This window comes from Luteolibacter arcticus, assembly GCF_025950235.1.
Taxonomy (GTDB): domain Bacteria; phylum Verrucomicrobiota; class Verrucomicrobiia; order Verrucomicrobiales; family Akkermansiaceae; genus Haloferula; species Haloferula arctica.
Window position 1 is genome coordinate 41,136 of the sequence record NZ_JAPDDT010000009.1, and the last position, 19,933, is coordinate 61,068.

At 61.2% G+C, this 19,933-nt stretch carries 13 protein-coding genes; 6 read left to right on the forward strand and 7 right to left on the reverse strand.

Annotation, left to right across the window (positions count from 1 at the left end):
- Positions 1-4: 4 nt before the first annotated feature.
- Both OKA05_RS18795 and OKA05_RS18800 read right to left on the reverse strand, forming a co-directional pair.
- Entirely contained in the window at positions 5-1,426 is a 1,422-nt protein-coding gene (locus OKA05_RS18795; RefSeq protein ID WP_264488726.1) for an argonaute/piwi family protein, read from the reverse strand.
- Positions 1,423-2,904: an SMEK domain-containing protein gene (locus OKA05_RS18800; protein WP_264488727.1), complete on the reverse strand. Its 1,482-nt coding sequence runs from the start codon at positions 2,902-2,904 to the stop codon at positions 1,423-1,425. Before OKA05_RS18800 ends, OKA05_RS18795 begins: the two co-directional genes overlap by 4 nt.
- Before the next feature lie 146 nt (positions 2,905-3,050).
- Here OKA05_RS18800 and OKA05_RS18805 point away from each other — a divergent pair, with 146 nt between their 5' ends.
- Entirely contained in the window at positions 3,051-3,635 is a 585-nt protein-coding gene (locus OKA05_RS18805; RefSeq protein WP_264488728.1) for a hypothetical protein, read from the forward strand.
- A gap of 329 nt (positions 3,636-3,964) precedes the next feature.
- Here OKA05_RS18805 and OKA05_RS18810 read toward each other — a convergent pair whose 3' ends face one another.
- The 4 genes from OKA05_RS18810 to OKA05_RS18825 form a co-directional block, all read right to left on the reverse strand.
- The gene (locus tag OKA05_RS18810) at positions 3,965-8,131 is read right to left on the reverse strand and encodes a PVC-type heme-binding CxxCH protein (protein WP_264488729.1); all 4,167 of its coding nucleotides are present in this window, start codon (positions 8,129-8,131) and stop codon (positions 3,965-3,967) included.
- Between the two features lie 57 nt (positions 8,132-8,188).
- Positions 8,189-9,400: a Tm-1-like ATP-binding domain-containing protein gene (locus OKA05_RS18815; protein ID WP_264488730.1), complete on the reverse strand. Its 1,212-nt coding sequence runs from the start codon at positions 9,398-9,400 to the stop codon at positions 8,189-8,191.
- An 11-nt stretch (positions 9,401-9,411) separates the two neighbouring features.
- The gene (locus tag OKA05_RS18820; RefSeq protein ID WP_264488731.1) at positions 9,412-10,281 is read right to left on the reverse strand and encodes a phosphoenolpyruvate hydrolase family protein; all 870 of its coding nucleotides are present in this window, start codon (positions 10,279-10,281) and stop codon (positions 9,412-9,414) included.
- 90 nt (positions 10,282-10,371) lie between these two features.
- The gene (locus OKA05_RS18825) at positions 10,372-11,391 is read right to left on the reverse strand and encodes a DUF2891 domain-containing protein (RefSeq protein ID WP_264488732.1); all 1,020 of its coding nucleotides are present in this window, start codon (positions 11,389-11,391) and stop codon (positions 10,372-10,374) included.
- A gap of 554 nt (positions 11,392-11,945) precedes the next feature.
- Here OKA05_RS18825 and OKA05_RS18830 point away from each other — a divergent pair.
- Positions 11,946-15,515 (forward strand): hypothetical protein, encoded by a 3,570-nt coding sequence (locus OKA05_RS18830; protein WP_264488733.1) that lies wholly within the window; start codon positions 11,946-11,948, stop codon positions 15,513-15,515.
- Positions 15,505-16,407 carry a hypothetical protein gene (locus OKA05_RS18835; protein WP_264488734.1) on the forward strand — a complete coding sequence of 301 codons (903 nt, stop codon included), beginning with the start codon at positions 15,505-15,507 and terminating at the stop codon, positions 16,405-16,407. Before OKA05_RS18830 ends, OKA05_RS18835 begins: the two co-directional genes overlap by 11 nt.
- Positions 16,408-16,424: 17 nt before the next feature.
- On the opposite strand, the gene OKA05_RS18840 is transcribed toward OKA05_RS18835, so the two are convergent.
- Positions 16,425-17,084, reverse strand: coding sequence for a hypothetical protein (locus OKA05_RS18840; protein ID WP_264488735.1), 660 nt, complete (start codon positions 17,082-17,084; stop codon positions 16,425-16,427).
- 116 nt (positions 17,085-17,200) lie between these two features.
- Between OKA05_RS18840 and OKA05_RS18845 the strand changes: the two genes are divergently transcribed.
- The 3 genes from OKA05_RS18845 to OKA05_RS18855 all read left to right on the forward strand — a co-directional run bounded on the left by OKA05_RS18845 (position 17,201) and on the right by OKA05_RS18855 (position 19,896).
- On the forward strand, positions 17,201-18,553 hold the full coding sequence (locus OKA05_RS18845; protein WP_264488736.1) for a hypothetical protein: 1,353 nt from the start codon (positions 17,201-17,203) through the stop codon (positions 18,551-18,553).
- A gap of 120 nt (positions 18,554-18,673) precedes the next feature.
- Positions 18,674-19,426 (forward strand): 7-carboxy-7-deazaguanine synthase QueE, encoded by a 753-nt coding sequence (locus tag OKA05_RS18850; protein ID WP_264488737.1) that lies wholly within the window; start codon positions 18,674-18,676, stop codon positions 19,424-19,426.
- Positions 19,427-19,491: 65 nt separating this feature from the next.
- Positions 19,492-19,896 (forward strand): hypothetical protein, encoded by a 405-nt coding sequence (locus tag OKA05_RS18855; RefSeq protein ID WP_264488738.1) that lies wholly within the window; start codon positions 19,492-19,494, stop codon positions 19,894-19,896.
- Positions 19,897-19,933 lie beyond the last annotated feature (37 nt).

The window sequence follows — 19,933 nt, forward strand, 5'->3', positions numbered from 1 at the left end:
TTCTTCACATGAAAAACGAGTAGCTAATTGGATCCGCAGGAGCGTCGGGGCACCATTGATAAATTTCACCAATACGCTTCGAACCTCCAAGTGTAATTGGATAGAACGAGTCGAACTGTGTCTTGTTCCAGTTGAGCTTGGTCAGCGCGAGAATTTCCTCCGCGAGTTCTGATTGAGCACTATCGGACTGAAAGTAGCGAATGTGCAAGCTGCGGGGCACGTAGGGGCCAGGATACTTTCGGTAGAACGGGACGCTTCCCCGCGTATACAGGATCGAGTTCTGGTCATCCATTATCAGATGCGTCCCCCGAAGCGGCGGATAAGCACCTGTTCGGAACAGCCTGAGTCGAGAATCGCGAAGCGCCAGAAAGTCACGGAAACGAACAGCATGCTTTTCAGCAGCGGCATTGAACCCCCTGAGTTCCCCCTCGTCGTAGCCCGAAGATTTGTGAATGACGACTCGATCAGGAAACGTCTCGCTGTTTGCCGATGCGTAGCTGCACAGAGCATTGGACAACAACTGTTCTGAGGAGTCAGCTGAAAGGTGATATTCATGGTCCTCCTCAGATTTCAGTGCCAAGCCTCCACGAAGGATTGTACCTTCGCCTCGATCGTTGAAAACTTGAGTCAGGCACGAGTGGAAAGTCCCTCCTTCAGGTCTGATAGAGAATGAAATACCAACGTAACATGTCCTGTGTCCTCCAGGGGTTTTCATTAGCTTCCAAGGGATCCCGCCCGCCTTGTAGAACAGGGCTCCGAACAAGTTCCAAGCTCTGGTCGCGGGATCTTGAACACCCTTAGCCCCCTCACTATAAGTTCGTGGCCAGATCAATTGAAACACGGTCCGGCTTTGAAGGCACAGCCCCTTCAAATAGTCGTGAAAGTCAACTCCCTTGTCGGAATCATCAGGTGCAAGATCCTCGTTTCCTTCATCGTCAAAGCGAGGCTTCACGGTCTTTCGAACTACATCGTTCGGCAGACAGATCACGACGTCCGGTTTTGCAGATGAGACATCAAATAGCGCGGAAATATGCTTGTGAAAGAGACTAGCTAGCGCGAGGACAGATCCAGATTTCGTGGCAGCTGATATAATGTCGGCTTCCGTCACAAACGATTCCCATGTCGGATCGATCGTGAATGAGCAGCGGAAGCCAACAGCCGGATCGAGCCCGGGAAAAGCGGGGTGAAGATTTGGGTTCTGCGGATCGTGGCCTGCGATACCCTCCTCACAGGTCTTCATCCACTGCTTGAATGCCGAAATAGTTTTGGGTGTTCCGACAATCCCGATTCGGACTGACAACTTCGCACGAGAACTCCCTGCGTCGACAGGTCCAAAATCCTGAATTCCTTCTCGAATATCGTAAGACTGGTTCTCACCTCCGAAGGAAAGAATCGGCTCATTAAAAATTCTAACGTTCCAGCTCATGCTAAAAGCAACTCCTGTTCTCCATCTGCAACCAGAATCCTCTTTTCGTCATCCGGGGCGATTGTTTTCCATGCCGCGTCGGAAATAGAAGGGCTAACACTGATCGCGGTTGGCCGATCCAATCTGATCAAAGCCGGTGGATCAAACATATCTGGCACCTTACAGAGAATCGCAGCCCAAAACATTACATGCCCTAAGACGGTCCGATTCCGCTCAATCTTTTTCATGTTTCTGCTGGACGATCCATGCATGCGGCTTTGACCGCCCATTCCATCAGAAGTAAAGGCCCAGAAAGGCTCGATATTGAGGAACCAGTTACTTCCAAATGTTACGAATTGATGCCGAAATCCTTGGTGCTTCCAATGCTGGATATCCCCTTCGCGGCCGGGAAGCGTGTTGGGAATGGCCTTGAACACCTCACGTGTTCCCGCCTTCTTTATCGCCTCGACTTTGAGTTTCCCCGATTCAACACCCTGTTTCGCCTGAAATAGGAAGCATTTGAGCTGCCGCGACCGGACAAGTTCAAATTCGGTCCCAATGTTTTTGCAGAGGTGCTCCAAGTTTCGGTGAAGAAGCTTACTGAAAAGATTCCTCTTCTCCAAAGCCGGAGAACAGGACCAATCGCCCGCGCTGAATGAAGATTCCGGCTTGATTGCCTTGCTTCTAATTAGGGCCTGCCAAAGAGGTTTCTCCCAGCGCTCAAAGGTGTAAACAGTTCCCAACTCGATGAAGTAGTCCATCGGAGTAGGCCCCTTCATCCCCATGCTCTCCCAAGCAGCTTCGATTCGGTCTGAAAGTCTGATACCTCGCTTCAATGTGATCTTCGCTCTCTGGATAGCTTCTGGAAAGTGCACCGGAAAAAAGCTAGCAAACAAAGATTCTGTATCACCGCTGAGCCCATACGTCCCGTGATCAAACTTGGTAGCCGCCGCTGATCCAGTGAGCGAAACCGTCCTCGATGCTGGATCAGACCGAGAATGCTGCATTTCCGCACGAAGAATTTCGGAAGCTCGGCGGATAGCATCGACGTCTTCTATTTCCGACGCCCTTTTTACAACGTCGGAGTTGTCCCATGTTTCAATGATTGGACCACGACGAGTCGACGTAAAGTCTTTCGGCAATCCCGGTTTCTTCGCCAGCAGGAAGAATACAATCAACCTGTCGAAATCATCATGTAGATTGTGTTCTTCCGCTTTTCTGGCAGTGCGGGAGATTTTCTCCGACCTCCCTTCGTTGGTGACTTGGATGGCAATTCGACGTTCAAGGTCGCCGAGGTCTGCCGCTGGGAAATTCGTCTGGTTTCCATTGAGATTGATCAGGTTCCAACCGAAGAGTTCATTGAAAGTCTTTCGAATGATCGGCTCAAGAATCTTGTTGCCGTCGGTCAAACCGGCGCGTGATCGAGTCTTAATCACTTCGGCCAACTCACTTAGCTGGTCGCCAATACTTGTCGCGTAATCTAGCCGAGGGAGAGCCATCGAAATGCCTTAGGGTTATCAGCAGATTGTCTGATCGGCAAAAAATTGGCAACGCCTTATCCCGCAACCCGCGAGTTCCTTCCTTTGGCAAGAACGAGCATTTTCCATGCTGACTTCCAGCCGGGACACCCTATCCAAGTTCACCCATGAGCTTGCCCCAACTGCTGGCCATCGCGCTGCCCCTGTCGTTGTCCTTGCTCCTCTCCGCTTGCGGGCCGGTCGGCGGGCTCCACTCGAGCGAATCCGATCCCGCCACGGGAACGACGAACAAGACGTATTCGAAGTACTTCGACGACGGCCAGTGGCTGCTCAAGGACAAGGTAGGAATCAGCGTGGTGATCGACAACGAGACGCCGATCGGCCGTCAGATGTTCGGCGGCCTGGCCGGCAAGGATTCCGAGGGGACGGGCAAGATCACGGTGTATTTCTGGAACTTCGATGACCGGCAGCACCGGGTCGGCAAGCTGCGCCTTTCGCATGGGGGCCAGGCCCGCGGGACTCAGGACAGCAGCATGCTCCCCGCCGCTAAGCCCTGGAGCCGGACCGGAGCGGAGTTCGGGGAGATTCCCTTCTTCAGCTATGCCACCGAACTGAAGGTGGACGTGTCCCTGGAAGTGGACGGCCAAAGGATCCAACGCTCGATGCTGCTCAAGCGGAGGACCGTGGAGGAGAACCGCCGGTTCTACGGGCCGGGTGGCAAGCCGCCGTATCCGTGGGCGGACCGGTTGTGATCGGGAGTCCACCGAGACCCGGGGGGCATCTCATCAAATGTAGCGGCGTGTCTATGACCGTCGCACTTCGGCGGCACGGGACGCATCCTTGGGATACGATTCGGGAGTCTCACGATGCGGCCTGTTGCCGCTAGTTACCGACGGTCGCAGACGACGCTACATTAGCGGATGTAACGGCGCGTCTATGACCGTCGCACTTCGTCAGCATCATCCCCGGAAATTACGGCAGCGCAGCCTCCGCCGTGAACGGTCCCATTCCAGTCTATTCCAGTCCTCCATCCCTGTATTTCATCTGCGTCCATCTGCGTCCATCTGCGGTTAAAAATCGGTCACTTCAACGTCATCAGATAAGCAAACAGATCCGCCACCTGCTTCTCCCCGAAGCCATCGATAAGCCCTTCCGGCATCAGCGAGCGCTTTGAAATCGTGTGCTCCTCTACCTGATGCTTCGGGATAGCCCGCTCGTCCGCGCCGATCTGGCGAATTACGATGATCTTCGGAGTTTCAGAAGCAAGGAAGCCGCTCGCCAGACTGCCGTCCGTGAGCGTGATGTCATGGCGGTAGTAGCCGCTCTCAAGCTGGGCATTCGGCGTGAGGATATTCCGCAAAAGGCTTTCCATACCCATCGCACCCGCACCGCTGAGATCCGGCCCGATCGCAGTCCCCTCGCCTTTCGCCTGATGGCAGATCATGCAGGTCGCTTGGAAGAGTTGCTTGCCCGCCGCCGCGTCGCCGGTCTTCGAAGCCATCGCCCGGAAGCGGTCGAACTTTGCCGCCACCGCCGCAGCTTGCGCCGGCGTGTGCAACTCGGGAAAGTCCGTCGTCCATTCAATGGTCGCGCCACCTTCGAGCGGCAGCTTGGTGAGATCACCACCGGCATGAAACACCAAGTGCTCCTGGCCGCTGGTGAAGCGCGTGCGGCAGCTTGCCTGGATCTCCGCCGGGCTGCGGGCGATGTCCCACACGCGGAATTCCAGAAGCGTCGCCGCCGTGCCACCCGCCTCATTCACCTGGCCGATGTCCATGGACTCCAGCGGCGCATTGAAGGCACCTCGCGATACGCCCGCGGGCTCACCATCGAGGTAAAGCGTTACCCTGCCTGCGCCATCGCGCGTCACCGCGCAGTGAGCCCACTTCCCCGCCTCGACCCGATGCTCGGCAACCACCACGTCGCCCGAGCCGTTCCACAGCCGCAACTTCCCATCCCAAAAATTCACGCACGGCCCACCGCCGCGTTTCCCTAACAACCCGTCGCGGTTGTCGATGCCCTCATCGAGCTTGATCCACGTTTCGACCGTGAAGGGCCCATCGAGTTTGAGACCGCTGGCGATCACCGCCCCCGGCTTCCCCGATAACCGGACCACGCGAACCATCAGCCCCTCGACCTTCGACAGCACCTCGCGGAACTCCGGGTCATCCGCGCCGAGCACGGCCGCCAGCTTCTCCACCGCGGCCGGATCGAAGCCGGGAAACCCGCCCTTCGCCACCGCCCTCGCGAAAACGCGCGCCGTGTTCTTGTTAGACGCGATGCCATTCACCGCGAGCTGGCGCATGGCTCCCGGCAGCTTGGCCCATCGTTCCGCCAATGCCGGCACCACGACCGGATCTCCGGATCCCGCATAACCGACCAGTGCCTCGCGTGCGACTTCGGGGTCCTTGTCGTCCAACATGAGACTGAAGATCACCATCCCGTTGCCACCGATCTCGTTCAAGGTCCGGAGATAGAGCGCACGCTCCGCGGGCTTCGCGGCGGGCAGGCGTTCCTCGATCATCGGTGCCACCTGCTTGAGCCGGAAACGCCTCGCCAGGTCCAGCGCCAGTGGCATCTTGTCCGGCGACGCCTTGATCATCTCGACTGTCGCTCTTCCCACGGCATCCCGCAGAATGTCATCCGAGGCCGCCACCGGATCCAGCCGGAGCAAGGAGCGCAGCATCGTCTCCCGATGGACCGGGTCCGCCAGCTTCTCGCCAAAGGCCTTGGCCACGCTCGTCCGCGAAAGCTGCGACCCCAGCAAGCCAAGCTCGGCGTCATCAAGCGGGCGGACCAGCGACGGCAGCGCCGCGACCAGTGCCGTCGCCCCGTCATCCGCAGGCAGGGCGAGCACACAGAGACGGCTCGCTTCCTCGGGAAGTTTCCGCGTCGCCAGAGCGGTCCTCGCTGCGGCCGGATGAGCTTCCAAAGCCCGGCGGATCAAGTAGCGCAGGAAGTTCGCTTCGTATGCCTGCCGCTCCTTCCCGGTGGCAGGTGCGGGAGCCAGGCCTGCGATGGCAGCAGCCATGGCGGTCGTCGCCTCGCGCTGGTAAAAGAGCGTGTTCGCCAAGGCGCAGCTCACGCCGAAGTCATTCCCTGCCTTCGTGGCGGCATCCGTCATGCGCAGAAGAAAATCTTCACCGGAACGCCGCGCATCACCGGCCGCTTCCACCGCTTCGCGCCGGATATCGGCATCCGGATCCGCAGCCAACCGGAGCAGCAAACCCGCATCAAGCGCCCGGAGATCCCGGACCGCCCATAAGGCCCCGAGACGCTTCGCTTTCGGCATGGAAGACGCCGTCGCGATCTCGACCAAACGCGGCACCTGGCTCTTGTCGCCACGATCGCCGAATTCCTGCCACGCCATCCGCGCCACGCGGGCATTCTTGCCGCCCAGTTCCGCGGCCAGCGCCTCTCCCGAAAGCTTCGTCAGGTCCGGCGGCCTCACCACCGCGCTTCCCTTCGCCTTCACGCGCCAGATCCGGCCGCGAGTCTTGTCGCGGTCCGGGTGAGCCCGCGGCACTTCGTTGTGAGAGATGATCTTGTTGTACCAGTCCGCGATGTAGAGGCAGCCGTCCGGACCGAACTGCGCCGAGACGGGACGGAACCATTCGTCACTGGAAACGAGGAAGTCCTCTTGCTTGCGGTAATCCCCATTCGCCGAGCGGGTCACGATCTGGATGCGATTCGTGATCGGGTTCGCCAGGTAGAAGACTTTCTCCTCCGGCCACTTCGCGGCGAATGCGCTTCCTTCATCCTCGGCGAGGGCGATGCCGCTCAGGCCGGTGCCACCCATCGGCTGCCCCGGAGTCGATTCCGGCAATTGCGGCGCGTAGGGGCGCAGCTTCTCCTTCGAGCCGGTCGGGTAATGCGTGCCATCGATGAACTCCGACACCGGGTGCCCCATGTCATTGGCCTCCTGGAGAAACTCGCGGCCATCACGGGCCGTGGCGAAGCCCCAGATGTTGTTCGGCCCCGCGGTCAGCAGCTCGAAAGCCGAACCATCGAGGCTCGCCCGCGCCAGCTTGCACTGGTTGAAGGCCACCTCCTTGCTCCCATCCGCAAACGGCGCGTCACCCGGCCGCTTCACCTTCGAGTAATTGAAAAGCCCCTGCGCCAGATAAAACCAGCCGCCCGGCGACCGCTCGAACTGGTGGGGAAACAGGTGCGAATCCTGAATGCCGAAGCCAGTCAGAAAGACCTCGTGCCCGTCCGCTTTGCCATCGTTATTACGATCCACGTAGTAGCGGATGTCGTGTCCATACTGGACCAGCGCGCCGTCCTTCCACGGCAACACGCCGAGCGGAATCGCGAGACCATCGGCAAAAACCCGCGGCACCTGCGGCCCCGGCTTCCACGGCTCATCGAAGACCAGCACCTTGTCCTTGCCGCCCTTCTGATAGAGCGCCTCCGCCTGGGCCACGTTCTCGTTGGCATCCACCGGATACTCCAGCGCGGTCATCGTCCACATGCGGCCGGCATGATCCCACGCCATCGTGACCGGCTTGCCGACGCCTTCCTTCTCAGATGCGACCAGCTCGACCTCGAAGCCATCCGGCACCTTGAACGACGCCTTCTCATTCTCCGGCAAGCGCGGATCGGCCTTCTCCCACGTCGGGGCTCCGGGCGTGGCAGGAAGCTCTTCAATCGTGATGTCCTTGAATTGGCCCAGCAGCTTCCCGCCCCCATGAGCCTGCACGCCGATCAGCCCCTCCAGCGGGATTTTGGCATCGGTCTCGGTGTAATCCAAGGCCGCCACCCCATTGATCCATGACCGGATACGCGGGCCTTCGCACAGGATCCGGTAATCGTTCCAGTCCCAGTCATGCGCCTTGAGCGCGGCGGGATTGACCGGCTCGCCGATCACCTTGTTCCTACGGGATTCGTCGTACAATTTCCCCCACCAGCCGGTACCGGCATCCACCTGATAGCCGGACATCTCGGGGTCACCCGGCACCCGGATGCTGCGGATCTGGACGCCGGAGTTCATGAAGCCCTCCCCTTTCACCAGCCGCACCTTCAGGCGCAGGTCAAAGTTCGCGTAGCGCTTCGTCGTCGCGAGGAAAGTATTGTGCGGCACCTTCTCATCGAGCGAGCCGCCGGTGATCATGCCATCCTGCACCTTCCACCACTTCTCCTCGCCGGGCCGGACTTCCCAGCCGGAGAGGGTCTTGCCATCGAACAAGGAAACAGGGTCGGCGAACGCGGCGGAAGTCAGGACGAAATACAGGATGGCGGCTTTCATGAATGGGAGTGAGTCCCCCTTCTACGCCATCCAGACGGAAAAACCATCCGCGAGGATTTATTCCAAATCCACCCCGCGCATCAGCTCCAGCAGCTTCTCCGCACAGGCCCGCGCAAAGGCCGGATCATTGATCTCCATGTCGAATTCGATCACCGGCACCCGCGCATCGCGCTTCAGCGCGGCGAAGAGCGCCCGGTCGGCGGCCGGATCATGAAACGGCTGGCCCGGCGCGCTGATCACGCTGATTGCCTTCGTCGGGATCATCACCGCACTCGGGGCGGCGAACATATTCACCTTCGCGGCGATGATTTCGCCCAGCTCCGCGCATTCCTCCGGCGTGGTCCGCATCAGGGTGACCTGCGGGTTGTGGATGTAGAAATTCCGGCCTTTGAACTGCTTCGGCACGCTTTCCTTCACGCCGAAATTCACCATGTCGAGGCAGCCGGGCGCGACCACGCACGGCACTGCCGTCTCCCCGGCGGCATCGAGTCGTTCCGGTCCCGCGGTGAGCACGCCGCCGACCAGTTCGTCCGCCCACTCGGTGGTGGTGATGTCGAGCACGCCGGCGACCATGCCGCTGCCGATCAAGGCCTCCATCGCGCGGCCGCCGTTCCCGGTGGCGGCGAAGACGAGCACCTCATAACCAGCTTCCTCAAGAACGCTTTTCGCCTCGGTGACGCACGCGGTGGTGTTGCCAAACATGCTGGCCACGATCAGCGGTCTCGCGTCCGAGGTCGCGATCTCGGCGTCCACCATCCCGCAGATCGCCCCGGCCGCGCGCGAGAAAATCACCCGCGACACGCGGTTCAGCCCGGCGACATCGGCGATGCTCGGCATCATCACGATGTCCTTGGTGCCGAGGTAGGGGGCGGTATTCCCACTCGCCAGGGTGGACACCATCACCTTCGGAAATCCCAGCGGCAGCGCCCGCATCGCCGCGGTACCGATCGCCGTGCCTCCGCCTCCACCCAGCGAGATGATGCCCTCGATCCGGCCATCGCGGAAGAGCTTCTCGATCATCTTCGGCGCCGCCTGCGACATCGCGACGACGCACTCGCCGCGATCGCGGCGGGCCGAAAGAGCGGCTAGGTCGATCTTCCCCGCCTCCGCCACCTCCTCGCGGGTGATGTCCGGCTTCACCACCGGCGGAGCGCCGCTGCCGACATCGATCAGCAACGCCTCGTGCCCGCGGCGGCGGATGAGATTGGCGACGAAGGCGTGCTCTTCGCCTTTGGTGTCGAGCGCTCCGAGGACTGCGATGGTGGCCATATCCGAATCTCCTAGTGTTTCCGCTTCACCGGAATCGCCTTGAACTCGCGGGTCAAGTCCGTGAGCGATTGCTCCACCGCCATCCGCTCCAGCGACGATGCGCCCACGAAGCCGGAGGCATCGGTGTGCTCGTTGATATAGGCGGCATCCTCCGGCGTGTTGATCGGGCCGCCGTGGCTGAGGTAGATGATATCGTCACGCACCATGCGTCCGGCATCGATGATCGTCTGCGTGCGCTTGGCCGCTTCGGACAAGCTCATCGTCGCATCCACCACGCCGACCGAGCCGCCGACGGTGGTGCCGACGTGGGCGATAATCACATCCGCTCCGGCCTCGGCCATCGCCTTCGCCTCCTCCGGCGCATCGACGTAGACGATGCTGAAAAGATCCATCCGGCGGGCGAGCGCCACCATCTCGAATTCCTTCTTCACGCTCATCCCCGTCTCCTCGAGGATCTGGCGGAACTTGCCATCGACGATGCAGTGGGTCGGGAAATTGTTCACGCCGGAGAAGCCCATGTCCTTCACCTTACCGAGCCAGTGCCACATGCGGCGGCGCGGGTCGGTGGCGTGGACACCGCAAATCACGGGCGTTTCCTCCACGATCGGCAGCACCTCATATTCACCGATCTCCATCGCGACGGCATTCGCATCGCCATAGGCCATCAGCCCGGCGGTCGAGCCGTGGCCGGCCATCCGGAAGCGGCCGCTATTATAGATGATGATGAGATCGGCCCCACCCTTCTCGATGAATTTCGCGCTGATACCCGTACCCGCGCCAGCGGCAATGATGGGCAGGCCTTTCGAAAGCGTGTCGTGCAGGCGCTCCAACACTTCCGCACGCGTGTAGGGATTTCCTTTTCCGGTCCAAGGGTTCGGCATGACGGCATTCTATGACGTCGCGCACCCCCGCGGTCTAGCCCCGGAACGGTCACCACCGCCCACCATCGGCTATCGGAAATCCCCACCGTCTCAGCGGGACCGGCCGCTACCGCTCAAAAGATAAACCGCAAATGACCCGAGCCAGTGCTCGCCCTCGTAGTGACCGGTGGCCACCAGCGCCAGCCCGGCATCGGCGTGTTTGTCAGCAGCATCTAACAAAACCTTCCGCCGCGGATCGTCCTCCGGCAGCACCGAGGCAATTCCGCGCATGGTCCAGGCACGATTCAGATTGAGACCGGCAAGATGGATCAGATGCCCGTCGGTGGGATCGCTGACATTCACCGGAGTCAGGAGGTTACCCGCCTTGCCCGTCGCCAGATCTGGAAAGTAACCGCTGAGCCATGTGGCGAACTCCCCGGCCGGCAGCACCCGGCGCATCAGGTCCGCGACATTGAGGCCGGGTGAAAAGAAGTCATTGCCGGAGGGTTCATAGGCAGCCGGATAGTCGCGGTCCGCTCCGTAGAACTGGCGGCATTTCCCGATCAACAGCTTCTCAAACTCCGCATCGCCGGAGCCCCGGGCATAGTCGAGCATCTGGCCGAGCGGAAACGAGGTCTCGGGATGAAAGCCACATCGGACCGGCCAATCCAACTTGGGCAGGTAATCCTTCGCGAGGCCCACGATCTCCTTCTCCAGCGGCTCCAGGTGGCGTGCCCATGCGCGAGCGTCGGCATCATCCCACGTACGCAATTCCAGGGCGAGTCTCAGCGCCCACGCCCAGCCATACATCCGCTCAAAGCTGCGGTTCTCCTTCTTTCGAAAGTAATCGGCCTCCGCCGCTAAGCCCTCCTGCGTAAACCGACGTTGGAGCATGTTCCGGGTTTCACCCGCGAAGGGTGCCTCCGGGAATTGCTTGAGCAGTCGCACCAGCATCCAATGACCGTGGACCGACGAGTGCCAGTCGAAGTGCCCGTAAAACACCGGGTGCATCTCACGCGGCGACTTCAAGTCGTCCGGCCCCGTGGTCACGTGGCCGGTCTTGTTCGGGAACTCGCGGTCAATTCCCGCCAAGGCCAGTTTCGCGAACCCCGCCGCCTGCTCAATCGTCATTGCAGTCTCCTGAGCGAAGCCCGCCGGGAGAACAAGGGCGACAAGGGTCGCAACAGCAAAGAACCGCCTCATGCCGGAAGCAAAGCCAGCTAACCGGAAGCCGAAAAGAGCCAATCCGGCGGTTGGATGAAGTCTTTTAATCCCGAAGCCTCGGGAACATGCAGGAATTCATCCATGAATTGGCATTACTATGGATATTTTTGCCCGATTAAGGCTTAAACGACGCCACCGTGGAACAATCTATTGAGGGTCCTCACCAGACAAACGGTTATCATTCTTACACGCTCCGATTCACTATTTACGCCTAAAGAAACGATTCACAGGCATTAATCGTCACATAATTCAGCCCTCTCAACCCCTTGCACCAGCCAACCCGCCCTCGACCTGCATAGATTTTCTTTCTCTTTTTCGCGTTCAATTTCCTTGATGAATCCCCCCTTCCCCGGGTAACTAATGAGCCTACTTGGTAAATACGCTGTCTGACAGCTTGACCAACTGCACCGGCGGATTCGGGCACCCAAACTGAATTTCCGGCGAAAAAACCTCGACCAACCATGATCCAAAATCCCAACCGGCTTCTGGCTGACAGACGCCTTCGCGATCCGCGTGGCTTCGCCCTCGTGATTTCACTCTCGCTGATGGTTCTGCTGACCGTCCTCGCGGTGGGCCTGCTGAGTTTGTCGTCGATCTCGCTCCGTTCATCGGGACGCGGGGAGGCGATGGCCACCGCCCGGGCCAACGCCCGGCTCGCGCTGATGTTCGCGATCGGTGAACTCCAGCAACACGCGGGACCGGACCAACGTATCACCGGCACCGCCGACCTCGCCGGCACGGCTACCGGCGATGCGATCGCCAACAGCGCCGCGCCGCTCAACAACACGACTGTCACGAACGCCCAAAAGGGTCTGTCCTCCGTCCAAGCGGGAACCCGCCAGTGGACCGGTATTTGGCGGAACACCAATATCGCCACTCCCGGGACCGAGATCTACACCAAGACTCCTTCGCCCACCCACCTCCAGTGGCTGGTAAGCGGCAATGAAACCAGCGCCAAGCCGACTTTCACGCCGTCTTCCCAAGCCCTCCAAGTCTCGCAGGATGGTACCATCTCCGATCCCGAATCGGCGGTAGTGCTGGTCGGCCCCGGCACCGTGGGCACCGGGTCGGGCACCCTCTCTGACAATTGCGTTTCCGCCCCGCTGGTGGAGCTGGCTCCAGATCCGAAAGGAAATGGTACGGGCCGCTACGCCTGGTGGATCGGCGATGAAGGGGTAAAGGCAAAATTCAACCGCACGACCGACACCTCGAGCGACGACACGATCACCTACGCTTCCCTCGCCAACCAGCGCTCGGGATGGGAGGTGGTCAGCGGCGCGGAAAGCTATCCAACTCCCGAACAGGGCAACTTCCAGTCACTCAACCGGGTCGTGACCCTCCCGCAAGCCGAGCTCCTCGATCCTTCGCTTGAACCTGGCGCGACCTCGTCCCGATCGCTTTTCCATTCGGCTACCACCGAAGGATTTGGCGTCCTCGCCGACAATCTCCAAGGGGGGTTGCGCGTGGATCTGACCGCGGTCCTCGAACAGGGCGTTCCGTCGACTGCATCGACCAGCTTTCCCAATGCCCCCGCCCAGAACGGGAACCTCGTACCAACCACCGTTACCGCGGCACGGCTCCTCAAGGGACCGAAGTGGAGCCGCCTTGCCGCCTTTTACAATCAGAGCAAATCCGCCGCCAGCACGCGCAAGCTCAAGGTCGTCGGAAGCTCCGATGTCTCCGGTATCACGATCGCTCCCGCCATCATCGACCTTCGGTTGCTCTTCGGTGCCAAGCTGGTGAAGATCGACACCACCAAGTACCAGATCCATCCCTGCGGGAAGATCGCCGTCGCCCTGGCCAATCCCTACCCCTACCCGCTCGAGTGGAGTTCCAATCTGGAGTTGAGAATGATTGATGACACCCCCTCCACCAACAGCCTCTCAAGCCGGATCTATGACGCGGCAGATCCCTGCGCCTTTTTCAGCAACCGGGGCGAGCCGGCGGTATTCAACAACGCGACCTTCGTGATCCCTGCTGGTGAACTTCCTCCGGGCGAGGCCAAGGCCTTCACCATCGCGAGCCAGGTCCTCCGCCGGTCTGGCAGCACGGCCGCGATCAAGGTGGACCTCAAGCCCTTCGGCTCGAGTTCCGCGACCAATTTCGACAACTGCATCATCCAGGAGGAACTCGCGGTCAACGAAGGCTCGATCTCTTTGGACGTCCGCGAGAGCTGGACCACCACCCAGGTCTCCGCGGAACTCCGCATCGCCGGTGGATCGTCCTCCAGCAACTTGCTCCGGCGCTTGGAGCGCTTCGAACTCGACAACGGCTTCTTCTCCGAGACGAAGCGTGGCGTTACCCGGGCCACGGCAGACACCATCACCCGGCCCTTTCCACTCCAGGTCTATTCCTTCCAGATCAGCCAGCCGGGCATGGACTACGGTACATTGCTGCCGACTCCCGACCTGCTGGGGACCCGCGGTTCCACGCTGCGCACCTTCACGGACTTCAACCTGCAGGCCGTCCGCGTGACCAAGCCCATCACTTCTTACAATCCGCCGCCCTTTTTCATGGAGAGCAGCGACAGCCTCAACCTGCTGCCTTTCAACAACAACGCCGAAACCGGCGCCGCCTTCACCCGCAACCTCGCCGTGAGCCCGTTGTATTGGGGCCGCTCGTCCAAGGACGGCAGCAAGAAGACCGTCCTCTTCTCTTTCCCCGAGCACTTCGTCTCGATCGCCCAGCTCCAGCACGCCGATCTCACCGCCGACGATTCCTTCACCGGCATCGCCCATCAACCTGGCAACGCGGTCGGCAACTCCTACGCGACGCCGTTCGTGAAGCGCAACCTGACGATCCAGAAGCGCGACAACTACGTGATCACAGGGGCGCAGGGTGGAGAGAGCCAGTCCTCCAGCAAGACCTCGGCAAGCTTCTATGACATGTCCTACCTGCTAAACGCGGCGCTGTGGGACACCTACTTCTTCTCCACCTGCCAAGCAGCCGACGGCAAGCCACTCAACCACAGCATGGTGGTCACCAAGCCGTCAGCCACCCCCGCCGAGCTTCTCGATCCTGCCAAGGCGTCGAGCCATCTGCTGGTCAACGGTGCCTTCAACGTCAATTCCACCAACAAGGATGCCTGGAAAGCCCTGCTCGCCGGCAACCGCTTCCTCAAGCATCCCGCCGACGGTGCAACAGGGGCGTCCACGGATGCCCTGTTTCCCCGCAGTCTCGAACAACTCAGCGCCGGCAAGAGCAATCCCTCGGGCATCGTCGACGACTCGTACTCCGGCTTCCGCCGGCTTTCCAACGACCAGATCGACAAGGTCGCCGAGGAGATCGTCAAGCAAGTGCGGATTCGCGGCCCGTTCGTTTCCCTGTCCCACTTCGTGAATCGCGTGCTTACGGACTTCACCACCCGCAATCGGACGAATATCCCGCTTTCATACAGTGGGGCCCTGCAGAGCGCCCTCGACAACGGCGGGGCCAACATCGCCCCCAACGGCAGCAAATCCGCGTTTTCCTCGGCGCTGGTCCCGTCGCGGGACAAGCTGCTGCTGAAAGCCGGCACCGGTTCCGCCCCGAAGGCCGATCTCTGGGGCACCCAGAGCAATGGCAGCCGCGGCACGACTTACGGCGGCACCACCGAGGATCGCTTCCCGGTTTGGGCGGCCGAGTCCAAGGACCTCAACCCGGGCAGCGTGGCCAGCATCTATGCCGATCGCCCGGCGATTACCGACAACAGCCTCCTTTACGAACAAGGTTTCCGCTCCACCGGCATCCCTGGCTGGCTGACCCAGGCCGACCTGCTGCAGGCGATCGGCCCGGTGATTGCCGCGCGGTCCGACACCTTCCGCATCCGGTGTTACGGGGAAGCCTTGGACGCCGACGGAAAATCCATTGCCGCTCGCGCCTGGTGCGAGGCCATCGTCCAGCGCCAGCCGGAATACCTTGATTCCTCGAATTTGCCATCCGATCGTCTCCGTACCGCCACCGACACCAATAGCCTTTCCGCCATCAACCGGAACTTCGGACGCAAGTTCGCGGTTGCCTCGTTCCGCTGGCTTTCCAAAGATGAAATCTAAGACTCTCCTTGCCGCTCTGTCCGGGGTTCTCGCCTTGGTGTTTCCGCTCTCGTCGTTGGCCCAGGGTGAAGCCCAGGTGTCGATGAAGATCGACCTCGTCGCTTGGGGCGATTCGATCTCCGGACTCACCTTGAAGTCCGGGAAGGGCAGGGATCCGGTGACCGCCCTTGCGTTCCGCTACTCCACGCCGGTGAACTACTCCGGGCCCACCCTTCTGGAGATTCACCAAGGGACCGCTCCCGCCGCGACCGCTGAAGCGGAGCCCGCTGCCGCGGTCCCTGCGGCCGCCACCGCCAATAACCTGGCCGCCATCCTCGCCGAGCGCCGCAAGAAGACCCCCTCCCTGGTGTCGCTGGCGCTCCTGCCCGCCACCTCGAGCCATACGACGGTTCTTCTCGCGCCCGCTGCCAGCGGCACGTTCCAAGCGTACGTTATCAACGACGACCCATCCAAACTTCCCTACGGTCAGCTCCGGATTCACAATCTCAGCCCGCTGACGATCGCGATGCGTTGCAACAACAAGGCAGGGAAGGAACTCAAGACCAAGGAAAGCTTCGTGGTGACCCCGCAAAACAAAGAGGTCATCTACGAACTCGCCTATCAAAGCGAGGGCGAGTGGACCACCCAGGAGAACAACATCGCTTCGGTCGCGGAAACCGAGCAGGCCCAGTTGGTCGTGCTGAAGAGCGATGCGTCGTTCTTCACATCCCAAGATGGTTCCCGCGCGGGTTTCCTCCAGACCGTCATCCTCCGTCGCGACCGCAACTCCGCCGGTGCAGCGCCCGAAATCTCGGAAGTCGAGAAGGCAGCCCTGTCGGAGCGTTTGAAAGCCCAGGAAGAGGAAATGGAGCGGAATGCAGGAGCCAAACCAAAGCCGACTCCGAAAAAATAAGTTCGTCGAGCACCAGCTTAATCGGACGGTGGTGATTCCCGCGATTCCAAGAGTCCTGGCTCTCTCCCTCCAAGTGCATCCGGGAAGGGCTCCAGCCCCCGCTCGAATAGCTCGATAGCCGTCTTGGCGACCTGCGCCGTGTCGAAATAGGCGTAGCCCGCCACGCCGACCGCGCCCACGACTGGCACCCAGCGGGAAAACGCCTTGCCGAGCGCCCGCTGCGAGATCTTGACGCCGATCTTCTTCGCGATCGCTTGGAACGCCTGCAGCGACACCTGCTTCACCAGATAGCGCTCGCCCATCCGCACCACCAGATCGCGCACGGCCATCGCCGCGCCATGGCGGAACAGGCAGTAGGTCATTTGCTCGCGGGAGAGGCAGGCAGTCTGGCCGTAAACGCCAGCAAGGTCGGCCACCATCTGGGTCTGGATCTGCCAGACCTTCATCATCTCGGGAATGATGGTCAGCCAGCCCAGCGGCCCCGGCGGCAGGCCGAGTGTCCCCGCTGCCGCAGCCGCCTTGAGCGATGCCTGGCGCGCGATGGTCCGGGCAGCCTCGGCTGGCATCGGGCTCTCCGTCATTTCCGTGGTGGGAATGCGGGCAATCGCACCCGTGATCGTTTCCACGATCTTCTTGGCAAAGCCATCGGAGTCCGGTTTGGCGGGCAATTCGCTCATTCGCCCGGATCAAACCCGTGGATGCGAAGATTCGCAAGTTGGGATGGGCCGAATGGAAAATCGCAGATTTTTCGCATCGCGGGATCCGCTGGCGGCGTTAGTCTAGCAACCGGATCATGCAAACTCCCTCGGAAAAACTCCGCGACGCGTGGACCCGCCACGCCGCTGTCGTGGCCCGCAAGATCAACCTCGCATGGTGGATCCAGACACTCTCCACGCCGCTGGTGACTGTGGGCCTCGTCGGTGCCTGTGTGCTGCTGTTGATCCGCCGCGAGCTTCCTGGCTCTCCCGCATGGATCCTCGGGGTTTCCGCCCTCAGCGCCGTCGCGCTGCTCGCGGGCATCGCCTGGCTGGTCGCCCGCCGTCATTTTGAAAAGCCGGAGCAATCGCTGGTGCGGATCGAGGCATCGATGCGTCTGCGCAATGCGCTGTCCGCGGCGAAGGCCGGCGTCGCGCCGTGGCCGGAGTTGCCCCCCAAGGTCGATGCCGGGGTCGAGTGGCATTGGCAGCGGGTCATCGTCCCGCCCTTGGCCGCGCTCGCCTTTCTCACCGCCGGACTCTTTCTCCCGGTCTCCGCCCGCACCGATCCGGACGCCAACCGGCCTGATGAGCCATTGGCATGGCACAATCTCGATTCCGATCTGGAGCGCCTCAATGAGGAGGAAATGATCGATGAGACCTACATCGAGGAGATGAAGAAGAAGCTCGAGGAGCTGCGCGCGCAGGAGGAAGAAGACTGGTTCAGTCATTCCTCGCTCGAGGCCACCGATAGCTTGAAGAAGGAGCACTCGGCCCAAGTGGAGAAGCTCGAGCGCGAACTTGCCCGCGCCGACAAGGCCCTCGGCAATCTGGAGAAGAACGCCGGTGGCATGCCCGCCGCGGAGAAGGACCGCCTGCTCAACCAGTTCGACCAAGCCCTGCAAGGACTACAGAACGGCGCGCTCAAGCCGAACCCGCAACTGCTCGACCAGCTCAAGCAGCTCGACCCGAAGAATCTCGGCCAGATCCCGCCGGAACAGCTCCAGCAGCTCCGCGACGCCATGAAAAAAGCCGGTCAGGCCTGCAAGGACTGCCAAGGAGGCGGCCAAGGCAATGAATGGCTCGACGAACTCCTCGAGGGCGAGGGCAACGGCGAAGGGGAAGGAAAGGAACCCGGCGAAGAGAAAGGCGATGGCCCGGGCGGCAAGGGCGGCGTGGACCGTGGCCCGGGTCACTCCCCCGGCATGCTCGGCGCGGAAGGCCAGAGGCTTGATACCGGTGACCTCACCGGACTCGAATCGAAGGACCTTTCCCGCTCCCTGCCCGGCGATTTGCTTCAACTTCAGGATGGCGAGCACGACGTGGACAAGTCAGCCGTCGGCCCCCGTGCAGGCGGAGCAACCGGTGCCACCGGTGACGGCGGCGACCGGGTGTGGAAGGACGCGCTCGATCCCGATGAGCAAAAGGCGCTGAAGAAGTTCTTCGAGTGAGCCCGCCGGTCTTGAGGGTTGAAAGTTGAGAGTTGAGAGTCGAAATCCGGCCGCGGGTCAGTTCACGCTGTGCCGGGATTCAAACTCTCAACCCTAGACCATCCACTCTCAACTCTTCCCATGCTCCTCGCGCGCCTGAACGACGGCCCCGAAATCTTCTTCACTCTGCAGGGTGAAGGTGTGTCCGCGGGCCTGTCGGCCATCTTCGTGCGGGCTGCATTGTGCAATCTTCACTGCCGCTGGTGCGACACCGACCATACCTGGAATTTCGAGGGAACCCCCTGGCAGCACGACAAGGACGCCGACCCCGCCTACCGCAAGTATCGCAAGGCCGACGTTACGATCGAGATTCCAGTCGGCGAAATCGTCTCCCACGTCGCCTCGTTCCCCTGCCGCCGCGTCGTGCTGACCGGTGGCGAGCCGCTGCTCCAGCAGGAGGCGTGGCTGGAGGTGATCACCGGACTGCGGGCGATCGATCCCGCCTTCGTCTTGGAGGTGGAAACCAACGGCACCAAGATGCCCACCCCGGAGTTCCGCTCGGCGGTGAACCAATTCAACGTCTCGCCCAAGCTGGGGAATTCCGGCATGGAAGCCCGGCTTCGGACGGTGCCAGCTGTCATCTCGTCCTTCGCGGAAGACCCGAAAGCTTGGTTCAAATTCGTCGCCCGCGGCCCGGACGATGTGGCGGAAATCCTCGCCTTCACCGCCGAGCACAACATCCCCGCGGGCAAGGTGTTGGTCATGCCGGAAGGTCGCAGTTCCGCCGAACTCGATCATCACGCGGCAGCGCTCACGGCCCCGTGCATGCTCCACGGCTGGCGCTTCTGCGACCGCCTCCATGTCCGGCTGTGGGGCGACAAGCGGGGGGTGTGAGAAATCCCGCAGCAACTTTTGCCTCGCAAGCCGGTTTCTTCCGCCGGAAACTGCCTCCTGTCACCATGAAGCGCGACCAACACTCCTCCAGCGACTTCGCTAGCGATCTTGAAAAGGACCCCGTCTGGGAACTCCTGCGGGAAAGCCGCGCCGTTCGGCCGAGCCCGAACTTCGCCTCCAACGTGGTCCGCGCCGCGCGCCTCGAAGGACAGGAAAAGCCATGGTGGAACCGCATCTGGATCCCCGCAGCGATCGGCACCACCCTCGCCGGAGCCGCCGCATTGGTAGCGGTCGTCCTCACCCTTCAGTCCCAGCCCGGAACCGACGACCGCCAGATGGTCGCAACTCCCTCTCCTAATGCCACTCTGGCCGAGCTGCAGGAGGATTTCGAAAACGAAGTCTTCCTCGAAGCCTCCGACCACCTCGGCAAATACGACGACGCGGAGCTGGTTTCGATGATCGGGTTCTGAGGCCTCGCTCGACGGTAATTACCGCTGTGGTGATCGA